This window comes from Actinomyces sp. HMSC075B09, assembly GCF_001812395.1.
GTDB classification, from domain to species: domain Bacteria; phylum Actinomycetota; class Actinomycetes; order Actinomycetales; family Actinomycetaceae; genus Gleimia; species Gleimia europaea.
Genome location: NZ_KV808743.1, coordinates 527 through 22,666, shown reverse-complemented (window position 1 = coordinate 22,666; position 22,140 = coordinate 527). Strand labels below are relative to the sequence as shown.

At 54.0% G+C, this 22,140-nt stretch carries 15 protein-coding genes and 1 pseudogene; 3 read left to right on the top strand and 13 right to left on the bottom strand.

The window, feature by feature from the left end; translation table 11 throughout:
• Positions 1-1,593: glycerol-3-phosphate dehydrogenase/oxidase (locus tag HMPREF2854_RS07615; protein ID WP_070621111.1), on the bottom strand; the 1,593-nt coding region annotated here is incomplete at its 3' end.
• Positions 1,594-2,476: 883 nt separating this feature from the next.
• On the opposite strand from HMPREF2854_RS07615, the gene HMPREF2854_RS07610 reads away from it, so the two are divergent.
• Positions 2,477-4,324: a phosphoenolpyruvate carboxykinase (GTP) gene (locus tag HMPREF2854_RS07610; protein WP_070621110.1), complete on the top strand. Its 1,848-nt coding sequence runs from the start codon at positions 2,477-2,479 to the stop codon at positions 4,322-4,324.
• Positions 4,325-4,938: 614 nt separating this feature from the next.
• On the top strand, positions 4,939-6,069 hold the full coding sequence (locus tag HMPREF2854_RS07600; RefSeq protein WP_070621108.1) for a GIY-YIG nuclease family protein: 1,131 nt from the start codon (positions 4,939-4,941) through the stop codon (positions 6,067-6,069).
• Positions 6,070-6,141: 72 nt separating this feature from the next.
• Here HMPREF2854_RS07600 and HMPREF2854_RS07595 read toward each other — a convergent pair whose 3' ends face one another.
• Complete coding sequence (locus HMPREF2854_RS07595) at positions 6,142-7,185, bottom strand: zinc-binding dehydrogenase (protein ID WP_070621107.1); 1,044 nt, start codon at positions 7,183-7,185, stop codon at positions 6,142-6,144.
• Between the two features lie 83 nt (positions 7,186-7,268).
• On the opposite strand from HMPREF2854_RS07595, the gene HMPREF2854_RS07590 reads away from it, so the two are divergent.
• Entirely contained in the window at positions 7,269-8,951 is a 1,683-nt protein-coding gene (locus tag HMPREF2854_RS07590; RefSeq protein ID WP_070621106.1) for a dihydroxyacetone kinase family protein, read from the top strand.
• Between the two features lie 68 nt (positions 8,952-9,019).
• On the opposite strand, the gene HMPREF2854_RS07585 is transcribed toward HMPREF2854_RS07590, so the two are convergent.
• From HMPREF2854_RS07585 to HMPREF2854_RS08600, 11 genes and pseudogenes are all read right to left on the bottom strand, one after another.
• Positions 9,020-12,049 carry a type I restriction endonuclease subunit R gene (locus HMPREF2854_RS07585; RefSeq protein WP_070621105.1) on the bottom strand — a complete coding sequence of 1,010 codons (3,030 nt, stop codon included), beginning with the start codon at positions 12,047-12,049 and terminating at the stop codon, positions 9,020-9,022.
• A gap of 2 nt (positions 12,050-12,051) precedes the next feature.
• Entirely contained in the window at positions 12,052-13,203 is a 1,152-nt protein-coding gene (locus HMPREF2854_RS07580) for a restriction endonuclease subunit S (protein WP_070621103.1), read from the bottom strand.
• On the bottom strand, positions 13,200-14,756 hold the full coding sequence (locus HMPREF2854_RS07575) for a type I restriction-modification system subunit M (RefSeq protein WP_070621230.1): 1,557 nt from the start codon (positions 14,754-14,756) through the stop codon (positions 13,200-13,202). The genes HMPREF2854_RS07580 and HMPREF2854_RS07575 overlap by 4 nt, the downstream gene beginning before the upstream one ends.
• 505 nt (positions 14,757-15,261) lie before the next feature.
• Positions 15,262-16,260, bottom strand: a complete 999-nt coding sequence (gene add, locus HMPREF2854_RS07570; protein WP_070621101.1) for an adenosine deaminase — start codon at positions 16,258-16,260, stop codon at positions 15,262-15,264.
• 8 nt (positions 16,261-16,268) lie between these two features.
• Complete coding sequence (locus tag HMPREF2854_RS07565; RefSeq protein ID WP_070621100.1) at positions 16,269-18,029, bottom strand: adenine deaminase C-terminal domain-containing protein; 1,761 nt, start codon at positions 18,027-18,029, stop codon at positions 16,269-16,271.
• A gap of 29 nt (positions 18,030-18,058) precedes the next feature.
• Entirely contained in the window at positions 18,059-19,486 is a 1,428-nt protein-coding gene (locus tag HMPREF2854_RS07560) for a purine-cytosine permease family protein (protein WP_070621098.1), read from the bottom strand.
• 137 nt (positions 19,487-19,623) lie between these two features.
• A complete protein-coding gene (locus HMPREF2854_RS07555) occupies positions 19,624-19,815 on the bottom strand; it encodes a hypothetical protein (protein ID WP_070621096.1) in 192 nt (63 codons plus the stop codon).
• Between the two features lie 104 nt (positions 19,816-19,919).
• Positions 19,920-20,120 (bottom strand): annotated as a pseudogene (locus HMPREF2854_RS07550) (type I restriction-modification system subunit M N-terminal domain-containing protein); the annotation flags it as partial.
• A 198-nt stretch (positions 20,121-20,318) separates the two neighbouring features.
• Positions 20,319-20,672, bottom strand: a complete 354-nt coding sequence (locus tag HMPREF2854_RS07545; protein WP_070621092.1) for a cupin domain-containing protein — start codon at positions 20,670-20,672, stop codon at positions 20,319-20,321.
• A gap of 2 nt (positions 20,673-20,674) precedes the next feature.
• A complete protein-coding gene (locus HMPREF2854_RS07540; RefSeq protein WP_070621090.1) occupies positions 20,675-21,505 on the bottom strand; it encodes a class I SAM-dependent methyltransferase in 831 nt (276 codons plus the stop codon).
• Between the two features lie 426 nt (positions 21,506-21,931).
• On the bottom strand, positions 21,932-22,140 hold a 209-nt coding region (locus HMPREF2854_RS08600), incomplete at its 5' end, for a L,D-transpeptidase (protein WP_148130938.1).

Genomic DNA, 22,140 nt, shown 5'->3' with positions numbered 1-22,140 from the left:
CGCCTCGTCCCAGCCAAGAATATCCGCAGCTATTGTCGCAACCTCGTCAATAACAGCCAATCCGCGATCCCGATGCTCGTAACAGAGCCTGGTGCGGCGCGCCAGTAAGTCTTCCACATGCAAAGCACCCTCATGCAAAACACCGAACGCTATTTCTGCGCGCAGATACTCTTCAGCGCCCTTAAGCTCCTTCCCCAAAGAAGGATCTTTCTCAATCATTTTGAAAATCAGCTTAATGTCACTTCCGTACCTGTTTAACAGATCTTCTACGTGATCCACGCTCAAACCGTTTTTCTTTGCCAGCGCCTCACGCTGTTCCCACATAGCTTCATAGTCAACAGCTCCAGAAAGCGGAGTGCTTCTGGTAACGCACGATATTCGCTTAGCCAGCTCCTTACCCAAGGCAAAATCAACAGCATCTTCAGCCATCTGCCTGTAACTCGTAAGCTTCCCACCTGCTATAACAGTGAGCCCCGGAGCGGCTTCAGTAACTGTGTGCTCCCTGGAAACCTTGGTTGACTTGGCCTTATCTCCGTCCAAAGTTCCTGGCTGCAACAAAGGCCGTAGCCCAGCGAAAGCCCCAATGATGTCATCACGTGTTAGCGGGTTAGCCAGCACCGAGTTCGCATGCTCAAGCAAATAATCAATATCCTCAGAATCAGGTACCGGTTCCAACCTGTTTTCATGGTATTTGGTATCAGTAGTTCCTATAACCCAATAACGCTTCCACGGGATTATAAACAACACAGACTTCTCTGTGCGCAAGAATAAACCAACTTTGGAATCAATCTTTTCCTTCGGCACAACAATATGAATGCCCTTGGAGGCCAAAACTTTCAAGCCACCCGTAGAGCCGGAAAGAGACTGCGTTTTCTCAGTCCAAACCCCCGTTGCGTTAATGATGGATTTTGCCTTAACCACATGTTCAGCGCCTGTTTCCATGTCACGAAGTTTGGCGCCAACCACCTTGTTTCCATCCTTGAGCATTTCAACAACCTGGGTACGATTCGCAGCCAAAGCGCCAAACTGAGCGGCCGTGCGAACCAGATTCACCACCAGACGGGCGTCATCCACCCTGGCATCGTAGTAAACCAAAGAGCCAATAAGTGCGTCTTTTTTCAACGCAGGCGCAAGCTCCAATGACCCTTTCTTCGAGTAGTGCTTTTGAATGGGCACTGAACCCCTATGTGCAAACTGTGCGATGGCATCATACATTCCCACCCCAACAGCCGAATAAGCCCGCTCTATTACGCGCATTTTTATGGGCCACAAAAAAGGCTGTGCTTTCACCAAATGCGGAGCCGTGTGGGTAAGCAATAAGCCACGTTCCCTCAAAGACTCAGCAACCAAGGCAAAATTAAGTTGATAAAGGTATCGCAGACCACCGTGCACCAGCTTTGAAGATCGCGACGAAGTGCCGGAGGCCCAGTCTTGCGCCTCGACTATACCGACTCGCAAACCACGGCTTGCCGCATCCAGTGCGATCCCCGCTCCCGTAACACCTCCGCCAATCACTAAAATATCAAGCGGCTTTTCCTCCATATCGCGTAACGCCTCTTCGCGCTTGCTTGGCGATAACTGCGTTGTGAACATCATAGCTCCATTAGTATTAGTTGATTTAGAGCAACCGAAGCGGCCCTAAGGTTAGGCTAACCTAAGTGGGTGCTAATGGTCATCGCATTTGAACATTTTTTCACCGGCCTCTCGCCTTAGGACATAAAATCACGTATTTAACCCGTGAAAAATAACCCGGCCTTAAAATAAGTAGAAAGAATTGTGCCCTTTGAAAACTCCCCAGGCCCGCTAAAAGCCCTAAAACAGTAAATCCTTTGTTGGTTCCAACAAACAAGCAATCTTCGAATGGGGAGCAAAAACCTTAATCCTGCCTCCGCTCACCAGCGCAGGAATACTACTGACTGTGACGATCGTACTGACCGCAGTATCCCTTTCGACAAGTCGAAAGATCATGGCAGGTAAAGAATTCTAAGTTTTTAGAGCCCGATTTTGCATCCAAAGTTAGCGCCCTGCGTTCTTTTCAAAGCCTCACCGTGATTTCTTTCCCGGACTTATCTGTCCAGAGCAAGGTGCTTGTAAGGTGAATGACGGTGGGACCGTAGTGTTCATAGTTGATTTAGCATTCAAGCCCAAGCCAGAGTCTCCTGAAGAGTCACCAGTTGAGTAGCCAACATCTGAGGATGTCTACTTCTCCTTCTGGTGATGGTGATGGCTCGTCTAAGTCGTCAGCTACGCCAAAGGCTCAGCACGGTCACAATGGGCTAGTCAGGACAGGTTCAGCCTTGCCCCGGTTGAGTTGCGCCTGGTTGATGTTGGTGGAGCTAGTGAAACTCCTTACAAGCCAAGAATTATCCCGATGTAAAACCATAATTATTCCAGGTAGGACTTAAATCCAAGTCGCTTCAAAAATTTCGGGTAGACTAACAATATTGTTGGGACTACCGAAATTAGGAGTATAAATATGGATAAGATTGCCAAGATCCTCAGCAATGCCGGACTGGAAAACCCCGCAGTAGCTGAGTACGTAGCGTACTGGGCCGGAATTACCGAACCCGCTGCCATCGAAGTCATTTCCGCAAAGGATGACGACCGGCTCATCACTGAGGGCTTAACCACCGGTGAAATTGCACCTGCGGGCGATGGACTCTACTACTCCCGCTCCTACTACAAGGACACGGCGCGCAGCGAGGAACGCACCGTCGTCGCCACCCACAATCCGCAAGAAGCCGGAATCTACAACAACTGGCACGACGCCACGGAAGTAACTGCCCGGCAGCTGGAAAGTATGAAGGGCGCCTCCCGGGGTAAAACCATGTACGTGGTGCCCTACTTGATGGCACCGCCGAAATCGCCGCTAGAAAAGTGGGCTCGCGGGGTGGAACTTACCGACAACCTCACAGTGGTTCTTCACATGATCCGCATGGCCCGGGTTGGTGTAGAACATCTGAACAATTTAAAAAATCCGGCAGAATTCGTGCGCGCAGTGCACGTGACCGGCGACCTGGAGAACTTGGGTCAGGGCACCGATAAGGACAAGCGCCTGTTTGCCACGGTAGCCGACGAACGCACAATTTTGCACTTCGGTTCCTCCTACGGCGGCAACGCGCTACTCGGGAAGATCGCCCACGGTCTGCGCCAAGCCTCTTACGACGGCTGGGCTTCCGGGGAATTCCTTTCCGAACAGTTCATGCTGATCGGGATCAAGGATAAGTTCGAGGATCGTACCTACTACGTGTGCGGCGGCTTCCCCTCAGCTTCCGGTAAAACCAATCTCGCTATGATGCTAGCTCCCGACGCTTTGGGTGAGCGCTACGAAGTTTACTTCTACGGCGATGACATCGTGTGGCTGCACGTTGGCGAAGACGGCAAGCTTTACGGCATGAACCCAGAATACGGCGCGTTCGGCGTGGCAAAGGACACTAACTGGCAGTCTAATCCCACCGCCATGGACGCCATCAAAGAAGGCTCTAAGACGCTCTTCACCAACGTCGCTTACAACCCTGAAACCCAAGAACTGTGGTGGGAAGGTAAGACCCCGGATCACCCGGAAGATGTTACCGGCTGGCTGGATTGGAAGGGCGAAAAGATTTCCGACCGCCCGGCCGATCGGCAGCGTTCCGAGGCCAAAGGCGACGAGTGGGCACACCCCAATTCTCGCTTCACCACGTCTTTGGATAACGTGCCCAACGTGGCCCCCGACTACGAAGAACCGCAAGGGGTGCCAATCGACGCCATCATCTTTGGCGGGCGAGTAAAGGACCGGGAGCCGCTTATCCGGGCAATCACCGACCTGACTGAGGGCGTTTACGACGGTTTGACCCTGGGCGCCCAGGCTACTTTCGCGGCTGAGGGCAAGGAGGGCGTGCTGCGTTACGATCCGATGTCGATGCGCCCCTTCATGTCCTACCCCGAAGGGGACTATGCGGCCCACTGGTTGAAGATAATTGGTTCCGCGAAGGAACAGCCCATTTTTGCGCACGTTAACTGGTTCCAACGCGATCCGGAAGACGGCCACTTCCTCTGGCCTGGCTACCGCGATAATCTGCGGGCGCTGCTTTGGTTGCTAGATGTTAAGGAAGGACGCGCTGAGGGCGTGCAAACGCCGGTAGGTATTTTGCCGAAGAAGGAAGAGCTGAATCTGGATGGTTTCGAAGGTGACGACGCCGATATGGATAAGCTTCTTTCTATAGACACTGAACTGTGGAAGAAGGAGATGGGCTACCGCCGCGAACACCTTGCACAGTTCAAGAATCTTCCCGAGCAGATCTGGGCTGCGCACGAGCGCATAGAGCAGGCGTTTAACGCCTAAACGGCCACCTGGTTTTGCACTAGCGACGGGTGGATTTTCTTCAGGCGGGTTAATTCCTGCGGGTGGCTAAGGCTCCTGTTGGGATTAACCCGCCACTTTTGTGATAGTCGACCCTAAACGGATATTTCGTTTAACTAACTTTTAGCGAGTACGCCAGTTTCACGGCAGCTACCGCCCGATTGCTGCCCATAGCGTTGTGAGCATGAGTGTTCTTCATAGCCGTGTAGAGTGCTGTAAGTCCCTCTCTTTCGGTGATTAATTTGCATTCATACACGTACGCACGGTCAGGCGATGTCGAATGCCAGACCTTCTGGCCCTTAACCTTCACCGATGGCATGGAGAATTGACTGCAGCTGTGCAAACCGTCCTCAGAAATGCTGAAGCTGTTTTGCATAACGCTATTGACCAACAGCTGCAAGCCTGGAACCACGCGCAAAATGCAGGAACAGACAGTTGGTTGTTACAAGTTTTCGTGAGTGGTTTTCTGTGAAGTGCGGCAATCGCACAATATTTAAGCAGGTTTTGAAACCTGCTTGGCGGGTTGCAATTGTGTGTATAGTGCCTTCAAATACTGGAGTTGTTTGGTTTATCTAGCGTCGTAGAGGTGGAACAAGATGGATCGCAATTCTCAAAGTGCTTCGCGCACGCCTTTGGATGAACTTGAAACGATGTCGCTTGCCAAGATTGGTGCGGGCGCGAATGAGGTACCCTCTGAACTCAAATACGCGCGGTTTCCAGTGGGAGAACTGGATTCCGTATCAGCCCTTATCCCGCATAACCGGCGAGGAATTTACGTGCTCGAGTTTTCTAACGGCGAGTTCTATGTTGGGCAGGCAAAGAATGTGGTGACGCGTTTTGCTCAGCATCGGCACGGCAACACTAATCATGTGGATCCGTGGACTGATGTGGAGAAACTGTGGTTCATGCCGGTGCCTGAGGCGATGAGTTTGGATTCGATTGAATATCAAGAGATCCAACGATTCCGGGCGAGCGGTAGACGTTTGCGTAACCGTATGTGGAATGTTGGGCATGACCAACCGTCTGGGTTGGATTTGGTGATTCCGGTTGAGGATCAGCAGGCGTGGGCGCTCGGTGATGGTCCTTATGATTTGCGAGGGGCACAGCAACATTTGGAAGACTTTGGGAGTGAACCCACGAAGTTCGCAAGGCTAGTTCCCAAGGAGTACCAAGAGCCGATTTTGCGTGATCTTGCTTTTGCGTTGAAGGAGCTGGTTCCAAGTGCGGTTGAGCTTGAGGGGAAGTACTGGACTCTTACAGATTGCCCAAGCACCAGTGGAGGCCGTTGGGCCACGTTGAATACGGGTTTTATTGAGCTTTTGTTCTTCCCTCGCGCTTGTGAGTTTCCAGATGCGAAGGCGGAAAAGTTGGAACTAATGGAGGGCGTCGGTTGGTTGAATACGGTTCCAGGAACTGTTTTGCCAGGCAGGACACAAGATTATTGGGGATTTGAGTATGAGTCTTCCTATGGAGGGTTCTTGGATGCTTGGGCGTTCACTGCTACGTATCCGTCAGCGGATTCGGATGCGATTAACTACGCGGTAGGAGACCTCGAACAGTTTTGTAATCAATATCCCGAGGTTCTTGACGGAGCTAGAAAATTCGCGTTGCAAGCGATGCGGCAAAATACTTCAGGAATGTTCAAGCGCTGGCATTCTAAGCCGCTGGTTCGTGCTGTTTATCAGTATGCGATTAATCAACAAAGTGGAGATTCGAGGGACAGCTAGCGCAGCGCTACTTATCTGTAGATGTTTCATGGGGCCAGCTCGCGTTGAACTGGCCCCATGAAAACTGCCGGTCTAGTCTGGGATTACCACTACTTTTACGCCGATGCGGTCGCGTAGAGCATCGTAAGCAGAATGTACGTCGCTGAGTGCAAACTCGTGAGTCACAATCGCGTCCACGTCAATCACGCCATCTTGTAGTAGCTCAATGGCTTTGGCTACGTCGCGGCGGCGAGCGTTCGAACCTCCCGTGACCTGCAGTTCCTTGTAGTGAATCAGGTTTGGTTCCATTGTGGAGGTAGAGCCCTTCGGGAAGCCCGCAAAGTAGTTCACACGGCCCCCGTCAGCGGCTATTTCTAGCGCCTGGTTGGCAAGTTCCGGCACGCCAATACATACGATGACTACGTCAGCGCCGCGCCCTGCCGTCACGTCATTAACGGTTTCAACGAGGTCATCAGAATGAACCGCAGTGACACCCAGCTTGGTGGCGATCTCGCGACGTCCCGCGCCGCGGTTAGAAACGATCACGTTTGCCGCACCCGCATGTTTAGCTAGCTGCGCGTGCAGCAGGCCAATGGGGCCAGCGCCCATGATGACCACGGTGTCGGCCTGGTTGATGCCGAAGTTAGCAATGCCGTTGAGGCAGCAGGAAACCGGCTCGGCCAAACACAGAGCTTTAGGGGAGAGCTCTTTTGCAACGGGGAAGAGATTGCCGCGCGCAACTACGTTGGCGGGAACGAGCATGTATTCTTGCAGGCCGCCGTCGTAGCCGTAGCCAAACAGTTCGAGGTTTTCGCAAAGGTGCTCGCGGTCGTGCAGGCAGTTGCGGCATGCCCCGCAGGATACGACGATCGAGACTGTGGCTTGTTGTCCTACTTTAAGGTCCGGGTAGTAGGCGTCCACGCCTTCGCCGATTTGGTGTACGCGGCCGGCGATTTCGTGGCCGGGAACAACGCCGGGGCGAACTCCCGCGGTTTTTGCACCGGTGTAGAGCCGGTAGTCAGTACCGCAAAGGGTGTTCGCTTCAATCTTGAGAACAACTTCGCCTGGGCCGGCTACGGGAACGTCTTTTTCGGTTAGTTGTAGGTCTTGAGGGGCGTTGAGAACGGCAGCTCGCATTGATCTTTTCCTAACGTCTGGCGTGTTACTTACAACACAGTTTAATATAAGGGGCGTCAGTAGTCATTCGAGGAGGAATACAGATGACACGTCTAGTTAATAACCCCGAGGAGTTCCCAGCCGAATCTATTGAGGGCTTTGCTGACGCGTTCAGCAACTGGGTTAAACCTGTTTATGGCGGTGTGGTGCGCAGTACTAAAACCCCGGACGGCAAGGTTGCCATCGTAGTTGGTGGAGGTAGTGGCCACTACCCGGCGTTTGCTGGTTGGGTTGGCCCGGGCATGGCTGATGGCGCTGTGGCCGGCAATATTTTCTCGTCCCCTTCAGGAGCCCAGGCGTATTCGGTGGCGAAGGCTGCCGAGCGTGGCGGCGGCGTACTGATTGGGTTTGGCAACTATGCGGGTGACGTCCTGCATTTCGGTCAAGCAGTAGAGCGTTTGCGCAGTGAGGGCATTGATGCTCGCACGCTGGTAGTTACGGATGACGTGGCCTCGGCTGGTGAAGAGGATCATCTGAAGCGTCGCGGCATTGCTGGCGACCTACCTACTTTCAAGATCGCGGGCGCAGCAGCGGAGGCCGGCCTAGATATTGATGAGGTTGTGCGCGTTTTTGATAAGGCAAATGATCGCACGCGTTCGTTTGGCGTGGCGTTTAGCGGCTGTACGCTACCGGGCGCGAAGGAACCGCTGTTCCACCTGGAGCCGGGCCGTATGGGCGTTGGCATGGGTATTCACGGCGAGCCGGGTGTGCGTGAGGACGAGATCGGCACGTCGGATGAAATTGCGCAGCTCCTGGTTGACGGCTTGATTAAGGAGCGTCCGGAGGGCTCGGATAACCGCGTTGTAGCGATTGTGAACGGCCTGGGCGATACCAAGTATGAGGAGATGTTCGTCCTGTGGAGGGACATCGCCAAGCGTCTTCGCGCAGCCGGTCTTGAGCTGGTTGGTAAGGAAGTTGGCGAGTTTGTGACCTCCCTCGATATGGCTGGCGTGTCCCTAACGCTGGTGTGGGTTGATGACGAACTGCTCAAGTTCTGGCAGGCGCCTGCGGATACGCCGGCTTTCCGGGTGGGCAATATGGCTCCGGCGGAGGTTGATGACCGTGAGCTGAATGTGACTGCGGAGGAGGTTCGCGTTGAGCAGCCTGGCAGTGAGGAGTCGCAGAAGCTGGCTGGCGAGGTTGTGAGCGTTTTGGAGCGGATCGCTGATCTGCTTCACGAGAAGGAACCCGAGCTAGGTAAGATCGACGCGGTTGCGGGCGATGGTGACCACGGTATTGGCATGGCTCGCGGGTCGAAGGCAGCTTTGGAGACGGCACGCCGTTTGGCTAGTGAAGGCGGTGGCGCGGCCACTGTGCTTGCGGGTGCGGGTGATTCTTGGTCCGCTTCTGCGGGCGGCACGTCGGGCGCACTGTGGGGCGCGTTGCTGACGGCATTTGGTCGCGTGCTTGGCGACGAGGCTGGAGACGCGAATCTGGTGGACGCGACGGCTGCCGGCCTTGAAGCGGTGACTCGTTTGGGTGGCGCTAACGTTGGGGATAAGACGATGATCGATGCGTTTGTCCCTGCCGTTCAGGCTTTGCAGGAGCAGGGTGACTGGCGCGCGGCTACAGATGCTGCCCGTAAAGGTGCTGAGTCCACTAAGGATTTGGTGGCGAAGGTTGGTAGGGCCCGCCCGCTGGGGGAGAAGAGCTTGGGAACGCCAGATGCGGGCGCAACCTCGTTGGCAATGATTTTCGAGGTAATCACCGAATACTTGGAAAAGTAGAACAGTGCCCTAAGGGGCGTTGAATGTTGGGGCGTGGCCGCTGGTTTTCCAGCGGCCACACCTTTTAATCAGTCCTCAAAGTCGCTGCGCAGGAGCGGGCGGAAGCGGTCTACAAACTCTTGCAGTTTGGCATAGACGCGTTGCATGGTTGCTCCGCGCGCGTTGTCGGGGCGGAAGCGGGAGATGGGTGGCAGGACGCTTGCCACGGATTGTCCCGCGGTGGGCACGTGACCAGAGCGCAGCGCGTTTGAAATCAACTGTTCGGCCTTGTCTCGGTTGAGCCGTTCCTCGTTGATGATTGCGGTTAGTTCTTCTTGACGCTTGCCGTTTACGTACTCACGCCACTCATCTTGCACGCTGGTGTTGATAGACACGGTGTCTACGAACTCTTCAATGAGCTTGCGCTTTGGACGCAACGAGGGGGACGAGGATAGCGCTCTGTCGATCTTTGCGCGAATCTCTTTGTCTTCGCTGTCTGTGCCGGCTTCGTGGCGTTGTTCAACCAGCATGAGGATGTAATCCACGTTGATTTCAACCTGTTTGACGAGTTCGATTTCAAACAGAACGTCTTGGCGAATGTCTTCACGATCGTTATCCGTGCGCGGTTTCCACTGGTCGTAAAGGTCCATGTAGCGCGACTTATAGTCTTGGAGTTCGCGCTCGCTGAACTGGTTGTCACCTTCAAAGTCATCGAATGAGGACAGAATGTTTTGCAGTCGTAGTACTGCACCGAATATGTTGATGAACTTTTTTTGCGCGGTTTCGCTCGCGGGGATGGGGTTTGTGGGGTCGGCGTAAACGCCCCGAAGCTCGTCTAGCTTGGCCTGGTACTCGTCCAGATATTCCTGGTAGGGGCGTAGCATGACGATGCCGGATGCGTCTTTGTTGCCAAATAGTGCGATGGCGTCTTGCGTTTGTTGCTCAAGGTTTCTAAACGAAACTATGTTCCCGTATGTTTTGACGGTGTTGAGGATGCGGTTTGTGCGCGAGTAGGCCTGGATGAGTCCGTGTGAGCGCAGGTTCTTGTCTACGAACAGGGTGTTTAGTGTTGGCGCATCGAAGCCGGTTAGGAACATGTTGACAACGATCACGAGGTCAAGTTCGCGGTCTTTGAGCTGTTTCGATAGGTGTTCGTAGTAGTCCTGGAAGCTGGAGCCGGAGGTGTCGAAGTTGGTTGAGAACATGTCGTTGTAATCGTTGATTACGTCCTCAAGGTATCCACGGTCTGATTCGGATAGTTTCTCAGCGTCGAAGCTTTCGTCTTCGATGATTCCGTCTTCTGGCTGGTCGTTAGCTCCGTAGGAGTAGATCATGCCGATCTTCAGCTTTTTCTCGTCGGGCAGGTGCAACTGTAGTTTGCTGAACATGCCGTAGTAGGCGCGGGCTGCTTCGATGGAGGACGTGGCGAAGAGGGCATTGAATCCTTGTTTGCGTTTGCCACCCACCATGTAAACGGAGTTTCGTTTTGTTTTTTGGTCGAAGTGGTCGAGGATGTACTGCGCTACCTGCCGGATGCGTTCGGGGTGCATCATGGCGCTTTCGACGTCGATGGCGCGCACGTCTTTGTCTTTGAAGCTACCTTCTTCAATGGTGTTGATGTAGTCGATGCGGAAGGGCAGCACGTTTTTGTCGGTGATGGCGTCCACGATCGTGTAGGTGTGGAGTTTTTCGCCGAATGCTTGCGCCGTGGTTTTCAGGTTCACGTGTTTTCCATAGCCCGCATTTTCGGCGAAGATGGGCGTTCCGGTGAATCCGAAGAGGTTGTATTTTTTGAACGCTCGTTTGATGGCTACGTGCATGTCGCCGAATTGGGAGCGGTGGCATTCGTCGAAGATGAGGACTACGTGCCCGTTGTAAACGGTGTGGCCCTGGTTGGCTTTGATGAATGTTGCAAGTTTTTGAATGGTGGTGACGATGATTTTCTTGGCCGGATCCGTGCTTTCAAGTTGTCGTTTGAGTTGCGCGGTTGACGTGTTACCGTTGGCTGCGCCTTTTTGGAAGCGGTCGTATTCGAGTTTGGTTTGGTAGTCGAGGTCTTTGCGGTCTACTACGAACAGTACTTTTTCAACGCCTTCAACTTTGGTGGCTAGTTGGGCGGTTTTGAACGAGGTGAGGGTTTTGCCCGATCCGGTGGTGTGCCAGATGTAGCCTCCGGCGGCTGTGGTGCCGAGTGTGCCCGCATTGGTGGAGGTGAGTATGCGGGTGAGGATTCTTTCGGTGGCCACGATTTGGTAGGGCCGCATTACTAGTAGTTGCCGGTTTTCGGTGTAGACGCAGTATTTGGTGAGGATGTTGAGGATTGTGCGTTTGGCGAAGAAGGTTTTTGCGAATGCGATGAGGTCTTCGATGGGTTGGTTTTGCGCGTCGGCCCAATAGGAGGTGAAGACGAATGATTTTTTGTCTTTTTTGTTGGTTTCGTTGACGTGGGCTAGGCGCGTGGTGTTGGAGTAGTACTTGGTGCTGGTGCCGTTGGAGATAACGAAGATTTGGGCGTAGTCGAATAGGGCTGCGCCGGTGCTGAAGCTTTCGTCGCGGTAGCGGTTGATTTGGTTGAAGGCTTCGCGTAGGGGTACGCCGCGTCGTTTGAGTTCGATGTGTGCCAGGGGGAGTCCGTTGACGAGGATGGTGACGTCGTACCTGTTGGAGTGTTTCGCTCCGTCTGCCTTGTCTACGGCGTATTGGTTGATGACTTGTAGGTGGTTGTTGTGAATGTTGTCTTTGTCGATCAGGCGAATGTTTTTGGTGGTGCCGTCTTCGCGTTCGAGTAGTTGGATGTGGTCTTCTTGGATACGTGTGGTTTTGTCTTCTACAGTGTCGCTGGAGTTGGCGATGTTGGTTTTGTAGAAGCGGTTCCACTCGGCGTCGGTGAACTCGACGTCGTTGAGTTTTGAGAGTTGGGCGCGCAGGTTAGTTTCGAGGTGTTGTTCGTCTCGAATATCAGCGTATTCGTAGCCTTGTGCTTGTAACTGGTGGATGAATTCGGCTTCTAGTTGAGCTTCGGACTGGTAGCCACTGGCATCATTGCCTTCAGGCACGTACTCGGCCACGACGGTTGATTGGGATGACAGGGCTACGGGGTCAAACTTGCGTGTCTCCACAGTTAGGAAGCTTTCTCTTTGAACGTCAGCAACTTATCTCGATAGTACTCATACTGCTTACGCCGAGCCTCAATCTCAGCCGGCAAACCAGAAGAAATATCGTTGACAAGTGTTTGGAAGTGGTTGAGGATTTCGACTGTCCGCAGTTGATGATCGATCGGCGGAATCACGAGGTTGTACCTCAGAATCGCTTTCTTATCTCCACGCGGCATTTTTGATCCCTTGGAATTAGCGATGTTGAAGTGAAAGAAATTTTCCGAGGAGAGCAGGTAATAAAAGTATTCATCCAGAAGCTCACTTTGAAAAGCTTCTTTAATTCGGAGTACTAGAACATCGCCACTCGCCCCGCCTGTATTACTTGCCAACCATATTTTTCGCAGGTAGGGGCGAATATTGCCGATTAGGATATCCCCTTCGGCATATTTAGTTAGCGTCGCCGTATTGGGCGCGTATTCTGCGGCTTTTTTACCTCGTTTTTCTGGTAGGAGATTATCGACTCCAACGAAGTGGTTCTCGTCTAACAGAACGGAATCGACCCGTTCTTTTGAGTAGGCTGCAACTGTGCCAAGAGGCAAGGTTCGTGAGTCGTTACTCGAATCTATCAATAAGTGATGGTAGTACTCGTATTGTTTTTTCCTAGCTTCCAGCTCCGCTTCCAGCTCCGCTTCCAGCTCCGCTTCCAGCTCTGTAAATGCATCAAGAATCCGAACAATCTCCCGTTGTACTTCCAATGGTGGAACAGGTATTCGGAACATTAGAAATTGTTTAGTTTTCAGGTTGCGTTGCGCCCCTTGGGAAGTACAAGCGTAAATCTGTGGTTGGTTATTGAATAAGTAATACGCAAGGTAATCCTTCAACACCAGATTTTCATCAACATTAAACGTAAAACCTGAATCGAGTAACCAGAATTTTCCGCTGACCTTGCGTACGCAAGTTTCAGACATAGCAAATCTAGAGATTACGAAGTCATCCTCACGATTGAAGGAATCCGTGCGAAAACTCTCTCCGCCACCGCCATAAACCGGGAATTTGGTGCCACTGTGTTTACTTTTGGTGATACGTGTGCCGAACTCTGGAGTCATGACCCTGCCCAAATCTAAAAACTCCACCCCATCCGGACACAGCTTTTCGATTAGCTCATCTATGCGGCTCATTTGGTGTCCTCCAGGTCGGCTACGATCTGGTCGATCTGTGCGCGTAGTTCCTGTTGACGAGCCACAATCTTCACCAGGTTGGCGTTCAGCTCCTCAATGTTGATGAATTCGCGAGTGTCCTCCGGCTCAACATATGAAGAGACGGAAAGGTTGTAGTCGTTCTCCGCAACCTCCTCATACTTCACCAGGCGTGCGAAATGATCCACATCCTTGCGGGCAGTGAACGCCTCCAGAATCTTCTGGCGATGCTTATCCAAAAGCTGATTCTTAGTGCTACGCCGCTCAAACTCGGCGGAAGCATCAATAAATAGAATCGAAGGATCCTGCTTAGACTTCTTCAACACCATGATGCACGTAGAAATCGTTGTGCCAAAGAACAAATCCGAAGGTAGCTGAATAATCGCATCAACAAAGTTGTTATCCACCAGGTACTTACGGATCTTGCCCTCAGCACCCCCACGGTACAGAACACCCGGGAACGTAACAATCGCCGCAACGCCGTCTTCTGCAAGCCAATGCAGAATATGCATTGTGAACGCCAGGTCCGCCTTCGACGGGGGAGCCAGCACGCCCGCCGGCGCGAAACGCTCATCATTTACCAAAATCGCAGAATTCTTACCCTCCCACCTCGTGGAATACGGAGGGTTTGACACGATTGCTTCAAATGGCTCATCATCCCAATGCTTCGGGTCAGTAAGAGTGTCGCCCAGAGCAATACTGAAGTCCTCAAACCCAACGCCGTGCAAGAACATGTTGATGCGCGCAAGGTTGTAAGTGGTCAGGTTAATCTCCTGACCAAAATAGCCGCGATCAATGTTTTCTTGCCCAATAATCTTGGCAAACCGAAGCAGAAGCGAACCAGAACCACAGGCCGGGTCATACACGCCGTTCACCTTGGTTTTACCCACCAAAGTTAGGCGCGCAAGCAGTTCAGAAACGTCTTGCGGGGTGAAGAACTCTCCACCCGACTTGCCTGCTGAAGACGCATACATCGTCATCAAGAACTCGTAAGCATCCCCAAACATGTCAATGGAATGAGAACTGAAATCACCGAGGGGCAGATTGCCGATCTCATTCAAAATCCGCACCAGCTTCGCATTACGAGCCGTCACAGTATTACCAAGCTTCGCGCTGTTCACATCGAGATCATCGAACAAGCCTTTAATGTCGGCCTCTGACTGGGAGCCAACGGCTGAACCCTCAATATTGCGAAAAACCTGCTCAAGCCGCTCATTCAAATCCGGGTCAGCAGCCGCATTCTTGCGCACGTTCTCAAAAAGCTCGGACGGGCGAATGAAAAAGCCTAGTTCTGCAACTGAACTATCGCGACCGTACTCGGCTAGATCATCGGGAAGTTGAACGTAATCAAAATCAGGATCCGTCTCGCGCTCTAGCTGGTTCACGTGCTGAACAAAACGCTCGGAAATGAAACGGTAAAACAGCATGCCGAGCACGTACTGTTTGAAATCCCAACCATCTACAGACCCGCGTAGATCATTAGCAATACGCCAGATAGTCCGATGTAGCTCTTGTCTTTGAGCCTCACTACCCACAACAAACTCCCGATACACTAACCAGTTTTAACGCCGCAACGGGCCACTTTCATAAGGATAACGGGGGAGTAGGCCAAAGATTGGGCGCAACATGCACTAAAGCAGTTTGGGGTTGCCAGTATGTCGTGTACACGTAATGTAACTACCTGATGGTCAGAAAGCGTGGACTTACGCTTGGATTGAATCATTGTCACCTAGAGAAACACACGCGGCGAGATCCCTTCAATCCCCATCAGCCGCATCCGTTTGGCTACAGTCTTACGGTTGAGCGCAATACAGTAGCGCGTGCCATGCGTTTGATGCTGTAGTTTGCCTTCACCTGTCGCATTAGTTCGAACTTTTCTGTTCGCGTTGCTTCGCGGCGAAGAAGGCAGCCTGGGCGGAGGATCTGCTGAAGGATCCCCCGCCAGACAGCGGCGTCTAAAGATAAAAGCTGCCCCTCCGAGTTGAAGTGCGGAGGAGCAGCTTCATGGAGCCAAGGCTTCAATTATGTTGCTGGAAAGGTTTAGCAGGCGGCAATCTCTTCCCACAGCTGTTGCTTGAGCGTCGGGGTGGCCCACGAAATATCCACCGCATTCAGGCAGAGCTGCTTGAGGAAGTCCTCGTCTGCGTCCAACTCATCGGCAACTAGCTGCAAATTCTCGCCGATGTAGCCGCCGAAGTATGCAGGGTCGTCGGAATTGATGCAGATCTTAAGTCCCTTGTCAGATAACTGCTTGATCAGCTGAGTCTTGGAGCCGTCCGAAACCCAGGTGTTGGAAATCGGGCAGCTGGTCAGGCCGATCTTGTTGTCCACCAGATACTGCACATAGTCGGGGTTCTCGATGACGTTAGTGCCGTGGTCGATGCGGTCAACCTTGATCTCCTCGATCAGCTGGCGGATGTGCTCGATCGAGTTCTTAATGTCGACGTCGGCGTGCATAGTCAGCAGGAAGCCCTCCTCGCGAGCGCGAGCGAAGACCTCGGCGAACTTCTCGGGCGCGTTGCCAGTCTCGTCGGAGTCCAGCCCGACGCCGATGATCCAGTGCTTGTAATCCAGGGCCTGGGTCAGCGTGGCCATCGCGTACTCGGCCTGGAAGTCACGCAGGAAGCACATGATCAGAGCCGACTTGATGCCCAACTTCTTCTCGGCCTCGACCTGGGCGCGGTGCAGGCCATGGATAACGGTGTGGAACGAGACGCCACGGCAGGTGTGCGCCTGGGGGTCGAAGAATATTTCCACGTAGCGCACGTTCTGCTCGGCTGCCTTGCTCAGGTATGCCATGGCTAGGTCGTAAAAATCCTCGGCGGTCAGCAGTACGTTCATGCCGTCGTAGTACGCAGCCAGGAAGGACGCCAAATCGTCGAAATCGTATGATTCGCGAACCTGGTCGGGGGTTTCCTCGGCGAGCTTGATGCCATTGCGCTCGGCGAGCTTGAACTTCAGCTCCGGCTCGAGTGTGCCCTCAATGTGTAGGTGCAGCTCAACCTTGGGCAGTTTCTGAACGAAGGGTGAAATCTTCACGTTGACTCCTAGTTGCTGGAAATTACGGGATCGGTGACGACGAACTTGACGCAGTCGATCAGGCCCAGATCGGTGATCGCCCACTCCGGGATTGCGGTGATCGACAGGAACAACAGCTGGCCGAACGGCGACGGCAGGTCGCTGCCCAACTCCTCGCGGGCGATGCGATCCATCTCCTGTTCGGCTGCGGCCATCTCTTCAGCTGGAATGTCAGCTACGATGCCGGCTACCGGAAGTGGAAGCCTGCCGATGACCTCGCCATCGGCAACAGCCACCTGGCCACCTCCAAGCCTAGTCACCTCGTTGAGGGCTAGGGCCATGTCTGCCGCATTGGTTCCGGCCACCACGACGTTGTTGTCATCTGGCGAGTTGGAGGTCGCGATCGCACCCTTCTTGATACCGAAACCGTTGATGAAGGCAACCGGCAGGTTGTCGGTCTTGCCGTAGCGCTCGGCGACGGCAACCATGATTGCGTCCTTTTCGGTGCAGGGCTGAACCACGCCGTCGACGATGTCCAGCCCGATCTCCGCGCCGGGACGGCGGAAGGCCACGTCCTTGCTGAGCACTATCGCCTGAACGACTGCCTTGGAGCCCTCGGCCTCGACCTTGATGCGGCTTGCGTCCACTTCCTTCAGCTTGAAGGTGTCGGCGACAACCGAGGTGCGCTCGGGCGCCACCGGAGCTACGACCGGCTTGCCGTTCTCGGCGACGATGCGGCCAGCGGTCATCACGCGTGCGGGTCGGAAGTCATTCAGGTCGTCTACGAACAGGATGTCGGCGAAACGGCCGGGCGCGATCGAGCCGATCTTGTGATCGAGCTTGTACATGCGGGCGGTGTTGATCGAGCCCATCTGAATTGCCTGCATCGGGGTCACGCCGCACTCGATGGCCAGGCGAACCACGTAGTCGAGATGGCCACGGCCAAGCACATCGCTCGAGGTTATGTCGTCGGTGCAGAAACCGACACGGTCGCTCGGGGCGCCCATCTCGGTGACCAGCTTGATGTTCTCGCGCAGCATCGGGGCCGCGGTCGACTCCCTGATGATGATGTCGATGCCGTTGCGCATCTTCTCCAGCTCTTCCTCAGGCGAGTAAGACTCGTGACATAGGACGACCCCGGAAGAGGCGTATCCAGCCACCCTGCGGGCGTCCACCAGAGGCGCGCAGCCGAAGGCGTGCAGTCGGTTCTTCTCCGCCATGTCCATCGCGGCCAGAACGTCCTCGTCGCCGTCCTCAACCATCTCCTGAACCGTCTCCCAAAGACCGACGCACTCTGGCATCTCCTGGGCTATCTTGTGGTCCTCGAACTTGAACGCATAACCGACGTTGGACTCGGGGATGGTGTAGGGCGCCTTAGCCGGTGCTCCCCACCAGACGTGTACCGACGAGTCGGCGGCCTCCGCCAGGAACTCCTTGACGCCGTCAATGCCTGCGGCGACCAACACCTGATCGAGTCCGGAGATGACCGAGGTGGTGCCATAACGTGCGACCATGTCGGCGAGCATCGTCACAGAGAGCTTCGAGCACTCGATGTGCAAGTGGCCGTCGATCAGACCCGGGGTCAGGTAGCGGCCCTCGGCGTCGATGATCTCGGTATTGGGGCCCTTCTGCGCAGACACATCGCCGACGGCAGCCACACGGCCGTCCACGATGGCCACGTCTGCTGGATAGATCTCGCCAGTTAGGACGTTAACCAGCTTGCCGTTTTCGATGATTTTGTCAGCATGTGCCCTGCCGTAGGCCACATCCATTACGCGCCGGTTAGGCATTTTTACTCCTTAGTTTTACGGGCGCGCGGTCACGCGATCCCTAAGTTCTTCTTTTTATTGGTGATTGTGAGTGCTATGAACAGGACGCCGCTGACCACTATCCCGGCGGGAATCGCCAAGTCAGGGGCATATTCCGGGTGTTGCGGCGAGATCGCAGCTGCAATCGGGCCGATGAAATATCCAGTGTTGGCAAATAGCGCGGAACCGATCATTCCGGCAATCAGCGAGACGAATCCGGGCAGCTTCACGCCCCCGACGCCCCAGTAGACCCCGCCCTTGTCGTTCATCAGGCCAGCGAGATCGTAATTGCCGCGTCTCATGACCCAATCGACGAGATAGATCGTGATCCAAGGTGCTAGCCAGATGCTCAGCGAGCCGACGAAGGCGCTCAGCAGCGCGTAGAACGACGACTGGGCGACCGCGAAGATAGTGATCAAGATGCAAATGATCGAGTCAGTGACGACAACCACCGGGCGCTTTGCGGGGATGCCGGCGGTCTGCAGGTTAAGTGACGACGAATAAAGGTTGGTGCCGTTTTGTACCATCAGGCCGAAGCCCACTAGCAGCAGAAACGGCACAGAGAACCCCGCAGGCAAGATCGCGGGAACGGCTAGCGGGTCGGAGAGGTCAACGTCGGGGCCGACTGCGACCGTAGCCATGGCGGCGCCTAGGCTCTGCAGCAAGAGGTACGGCACAAAACCGCCCAGCGCGGCCCAGGTACCAACCGATAACGGGCTGGTTTCTTCGGGCAAATATCGTGAGAAGTTCGAGCCGGAGCATGCCCAACTCAGGCCGCCGGAGACCACTACTAGACTGATCGCGCTGATCATCGCGTTGATGTCGGCGCCTACCTCACCCGTCGCGATGTTTACCTTGGGCAGGATCAGCACTGCCAGGATTACGAACGCGCAGGCGAAAATGATCGTGGCGAATTTCTGTGCTGCCATCAGGAAGTTGTAACCGATCAGCGGCAGCAGCATTTGGATAAGGCCAAGCACCACGATGAGCACGACCTGCGTAACGCCCGAGATATCGACGCCGAAAATGCCTAGTAGCGCGGCAACCGCGTAATAAACGAGCACCAGACCGGCAGCTTCGAAGCCGACCAGCATCAGCCACGAGAACAGACCATTTACTCGTCCGCCTCGAGGACCCAGGCTAGAGCGGCTGATCGTCATGTTGGTCGTGCCGGTCTTGGGGCCCTGCAACGAGGCCAGCGCCAGCAGCGGGTAGGCGACTAGGTTGCCGACGACGATCGCCGCGATAGCCTGCCAGAAACTGAGGCCGAAAAGAATCACCAGCAGCGCGCCGTAAGAGACGGTGAAGATGTTCGTGGTTGTGCCGGCCCAGAGGAAGAATAAGTCGGTAGCTTTTCCGTGTCGACGATTTGGTGGGACGAGATCAATGCCCTGTTGATCGATGCCTGAAGAGGTTTCAAGAGCCGCTGGATCTGACAAAATTGTCTCCTTAGTTTTCAAGGTGCCCAGCCGAACTGGGTTAGGATCCGATCTTGAGTTTATAGAACCGCCTAGGCCGATTCAACTTGCGGTTAAGCGATTTCTGGTTTAATACCGTCCCTAAAGAAATAGAGCTGTCACACGTTCCCGCCGGCGAACTTAACCTCTACCTCGTAGTCGGCCTTGTCCGTGCCCACGAACACTGCCTTAACGTGGGACTTCAGCAGCCTTGCGGTGTGCTCCTCTGATTTCTGCAGCAGACCTCCCTGATCTGAACCAGGCATCTCCCATTTGAACCACTCACGCCGCCAACGCGACTGTGCCGCCATTTTGTATCCATTCCGTGCTAAAAGTTTCATACACGCCGTTCACCTTGGTTTTACCCACCAAAGTTAGGCGCGCAAGCAGTTCAGAAACGTCCTGCGAGGTGAAGAAGTTGAACGTAGTCAAAATCTGAACCCGTCTGTCGCTCGAAGTGATTGACATGTTGAACAAAACGCTCAGAAATGAAGCGGTAAATCAGCATGCCGAGCACGTATTGTTTGAAATCCCAACCATCTACAGGCCCGCGTAGATCATTAGCAATACGCCAAATAGTCCGATGTAGCTCTTGTCTTTGAGCCTCACTACCCACAACAAACTCCCGATACCACTAACCAGTTTTAACGTCGCAAAGGGCCACTTTCATAAGGATAACGGGGGAGGGGGACAAAGATTGTGGCAACATGCACTAAAGCAGTTTGGCCGGCCACACCCTTTTGAATACTGCTTAAAATCAACGCGCAGGAGCGGGCGGAACCGGTCCGCTCCTGCGCGAATTGGCGTGAATTACTTAGTTCGCCGGTGGTTGACTCATCATGTAAAGCACCATTTTTGCTTTGGTTAGTGCTTTAACCGCATGTGGTAGGCGCGTAGGAAAATGCACCATTCCGCCGGGACGCAACGTCACCGTTTTACCGTCCCCGCTGATTTCGATTTCGCCTTCAAGGGCTTGAACAATCACCGGCATCGCGGCGGTGTGCTCGGATAGTTCTTCTCCCTCGTCGAACGAGAACAACACCACGTTCACCCCCTCAGCGCGCATTAGCGTTGTAGAAGTGGTTGAGTTCGCACAATACTCAACGCGCTGCGCAAGGTTTTCAATAAACCCCAGTGCGCCTGCTGATGATGGTTTGAGTTCAGTCATAATCAGATCTCCTTTTCTTCCAGGCTAGCGGTGGGCTTGCGCGCGACGATAGCGATGCCGGTTAAACTGTCGCGGTATTCGTTGAACGTTGCGCGCATATCCAATATGCGGCGACGCAACTCCTTGTCACGCGCAACGTTACGCATAATTCGCGCAACTCCGACTACGCCTTCATCGGCTAAATTACGACGTGGGGACAGTAAAGCCATCGGCTCATACCCCACCCATTCGATACAAAAACCCGACTGTTCTAACAATCCGCACCATTCACCGCGAGTAAGAGGGCGAGCATTAACCCTAATCGTGCGGGCTAGACGCTGTCGCAACTGGTCCGCAAGCGCCGCGTCTATGCTGTCCGGGGTGAGTCCAAGTTCGTGGATCGCGTAGCAACCGCCTGGTTTAAGCAGTCGGAACGCTTCGGCGATGATATCTCGCTTGCCTTTATCGCCTTGCATGGTCAGCATCGCTTCACCAACCACAACCTGAACTGATTCGGACTCAAGGCCGGTGTCTTGCGCATTAGCATTTACAACTGTGCCCCTCGGCCCCACCGTTGCCTGCACCCGGGCGGCGGCATCTGGATCTTGATCCACGCCCGTGTAGGAGGCGATTCCTCGCTCAAGCATGAGCGTGGCCGTACGTCCCAATCCCGGAGCGAATTCCAACACTTTCTTGCCAGATAGATCGGCCGCATCCAACATTCGATTCGTTAGTTTCAATCCGCCCGGGCGTAAAACTCGCTTGCCTGCCCGGGCAAGCACCCAATGGCCTGCCGCAACACGAGTTGACCGGTCACTTTGCGGAAGGCGGGGTTCATTCTTATTTGTATCCATGACACCAATAGTACTAGGACGACTTAGGTAAGCCTAGCCTAATGATTCGCTTCTTTTGTGGGCGCGCCTTGCCGCATAAACTCATTAAGCTCAGCCTCAGAAAAGGGAGGTCAATCCAAATTGGTTACCTTAGAAAGTGTGTGCATTGCAGCGGGCAGAGTATCGTCTAGAATGATCGCTCGATTATTGGCTTCACGCACACGAAGTGTTTGAACAAGCATGCGCCGAAAACCCTGAGCTTGAACTCTACAACGATGATTAATAACCGCAGCTGGTAGCTAAAAAACACTGCTGTGCAGGTGAAGCTGCCGTGCAAACGAGGCTACTAAAAGTACAAGTATCCCCCGAAGCGAAACCAAAAACGGATTCGCGCCGGGGGAGTGTTATTGAAAGTGTTTGCGGCCTACCTCTATTTGAGGGCTGCTTCTAATAGTGGGACATTACGGAAGTGCCCAGGTCTGCCCAATGGTAGATCCATTCCGCGTCGGACGTTGGCGTATTCACACAACCATGTGAGCCGCCCGGCCCCGTCCAACCGAACGTTCGTTGCCACGGGGCAGCATGAATCGAATAAGACTCGTGGAAGTATGACACCCAAGGAACATCCGGTTCCACGTAGCGTGAACCGTCATCAT

Coding starts and splice junctions, on each gene's coding strand:
- HMPREF2854_RS07580 (WP_070621103.1), bottom strand. CDS start 13,203: ATGAGCCGCATAGATGAGCTAATCGAAAAGCTGTGTCCGGATGGGGTG.
- HMPREF2854_RS07545 (WP_070621092.1), bottom strand. CDS start 20,672: ATGACTGAACTCAAACCATCATCAGCAGGCGCACTGGGGTTTATTGAA.
- HMPREF2854_RS07555 (WP_070621096.1), bottom strand. CDS start 19,815: ATGGCGGCACAGTCGCGTTGGCGGCGTGAGTGGTTCAAATGGGAGATG.
- HMPREF2854_RS07600 (WP_070621108.1), top strand. CDS start 4,939: ATGGATCGCAATTCTCAAAGTGCTTCGCGCACGCCTTTGGATGAACTT.
- HMPREF2854_RS07540 (WP_070621090.1), bottom strand. CDS start 21,505: ATGGATACAAATAAGAATGAACCCCGCCTTCCGCAAAGTGACCGGTCA.
- HMPREF2854_RS07565 (WP_070621100.1), bottom strand. CDS start 18,029: ATGCCTAACCGGCGCGTAATGGATGTGGCCTACGGCAGGGCACATGCT.
- HMPREF2854_RS07595 (WP_070621107.1), bottom strand. CDS start 7,185: ATGCGAGCTGCCGTTCTCAACGCCCCTCAAGACCTACAACTAACCGAA.
- HMPREF2854_RS07610 (WP_070621110.1), top strand. CDS start 2,477: ATGGATAAGATTGCCAAGATCCTCAGCAATGCCGGACTGGAAAACCCC.
- HMPREF2854_RS07590 (WP_070621106.1), top strand. CDS start 7,269: ATGACACGTCTAGTTAATAACCCCGAGGAGTTCCCAGCCGAATCTATT.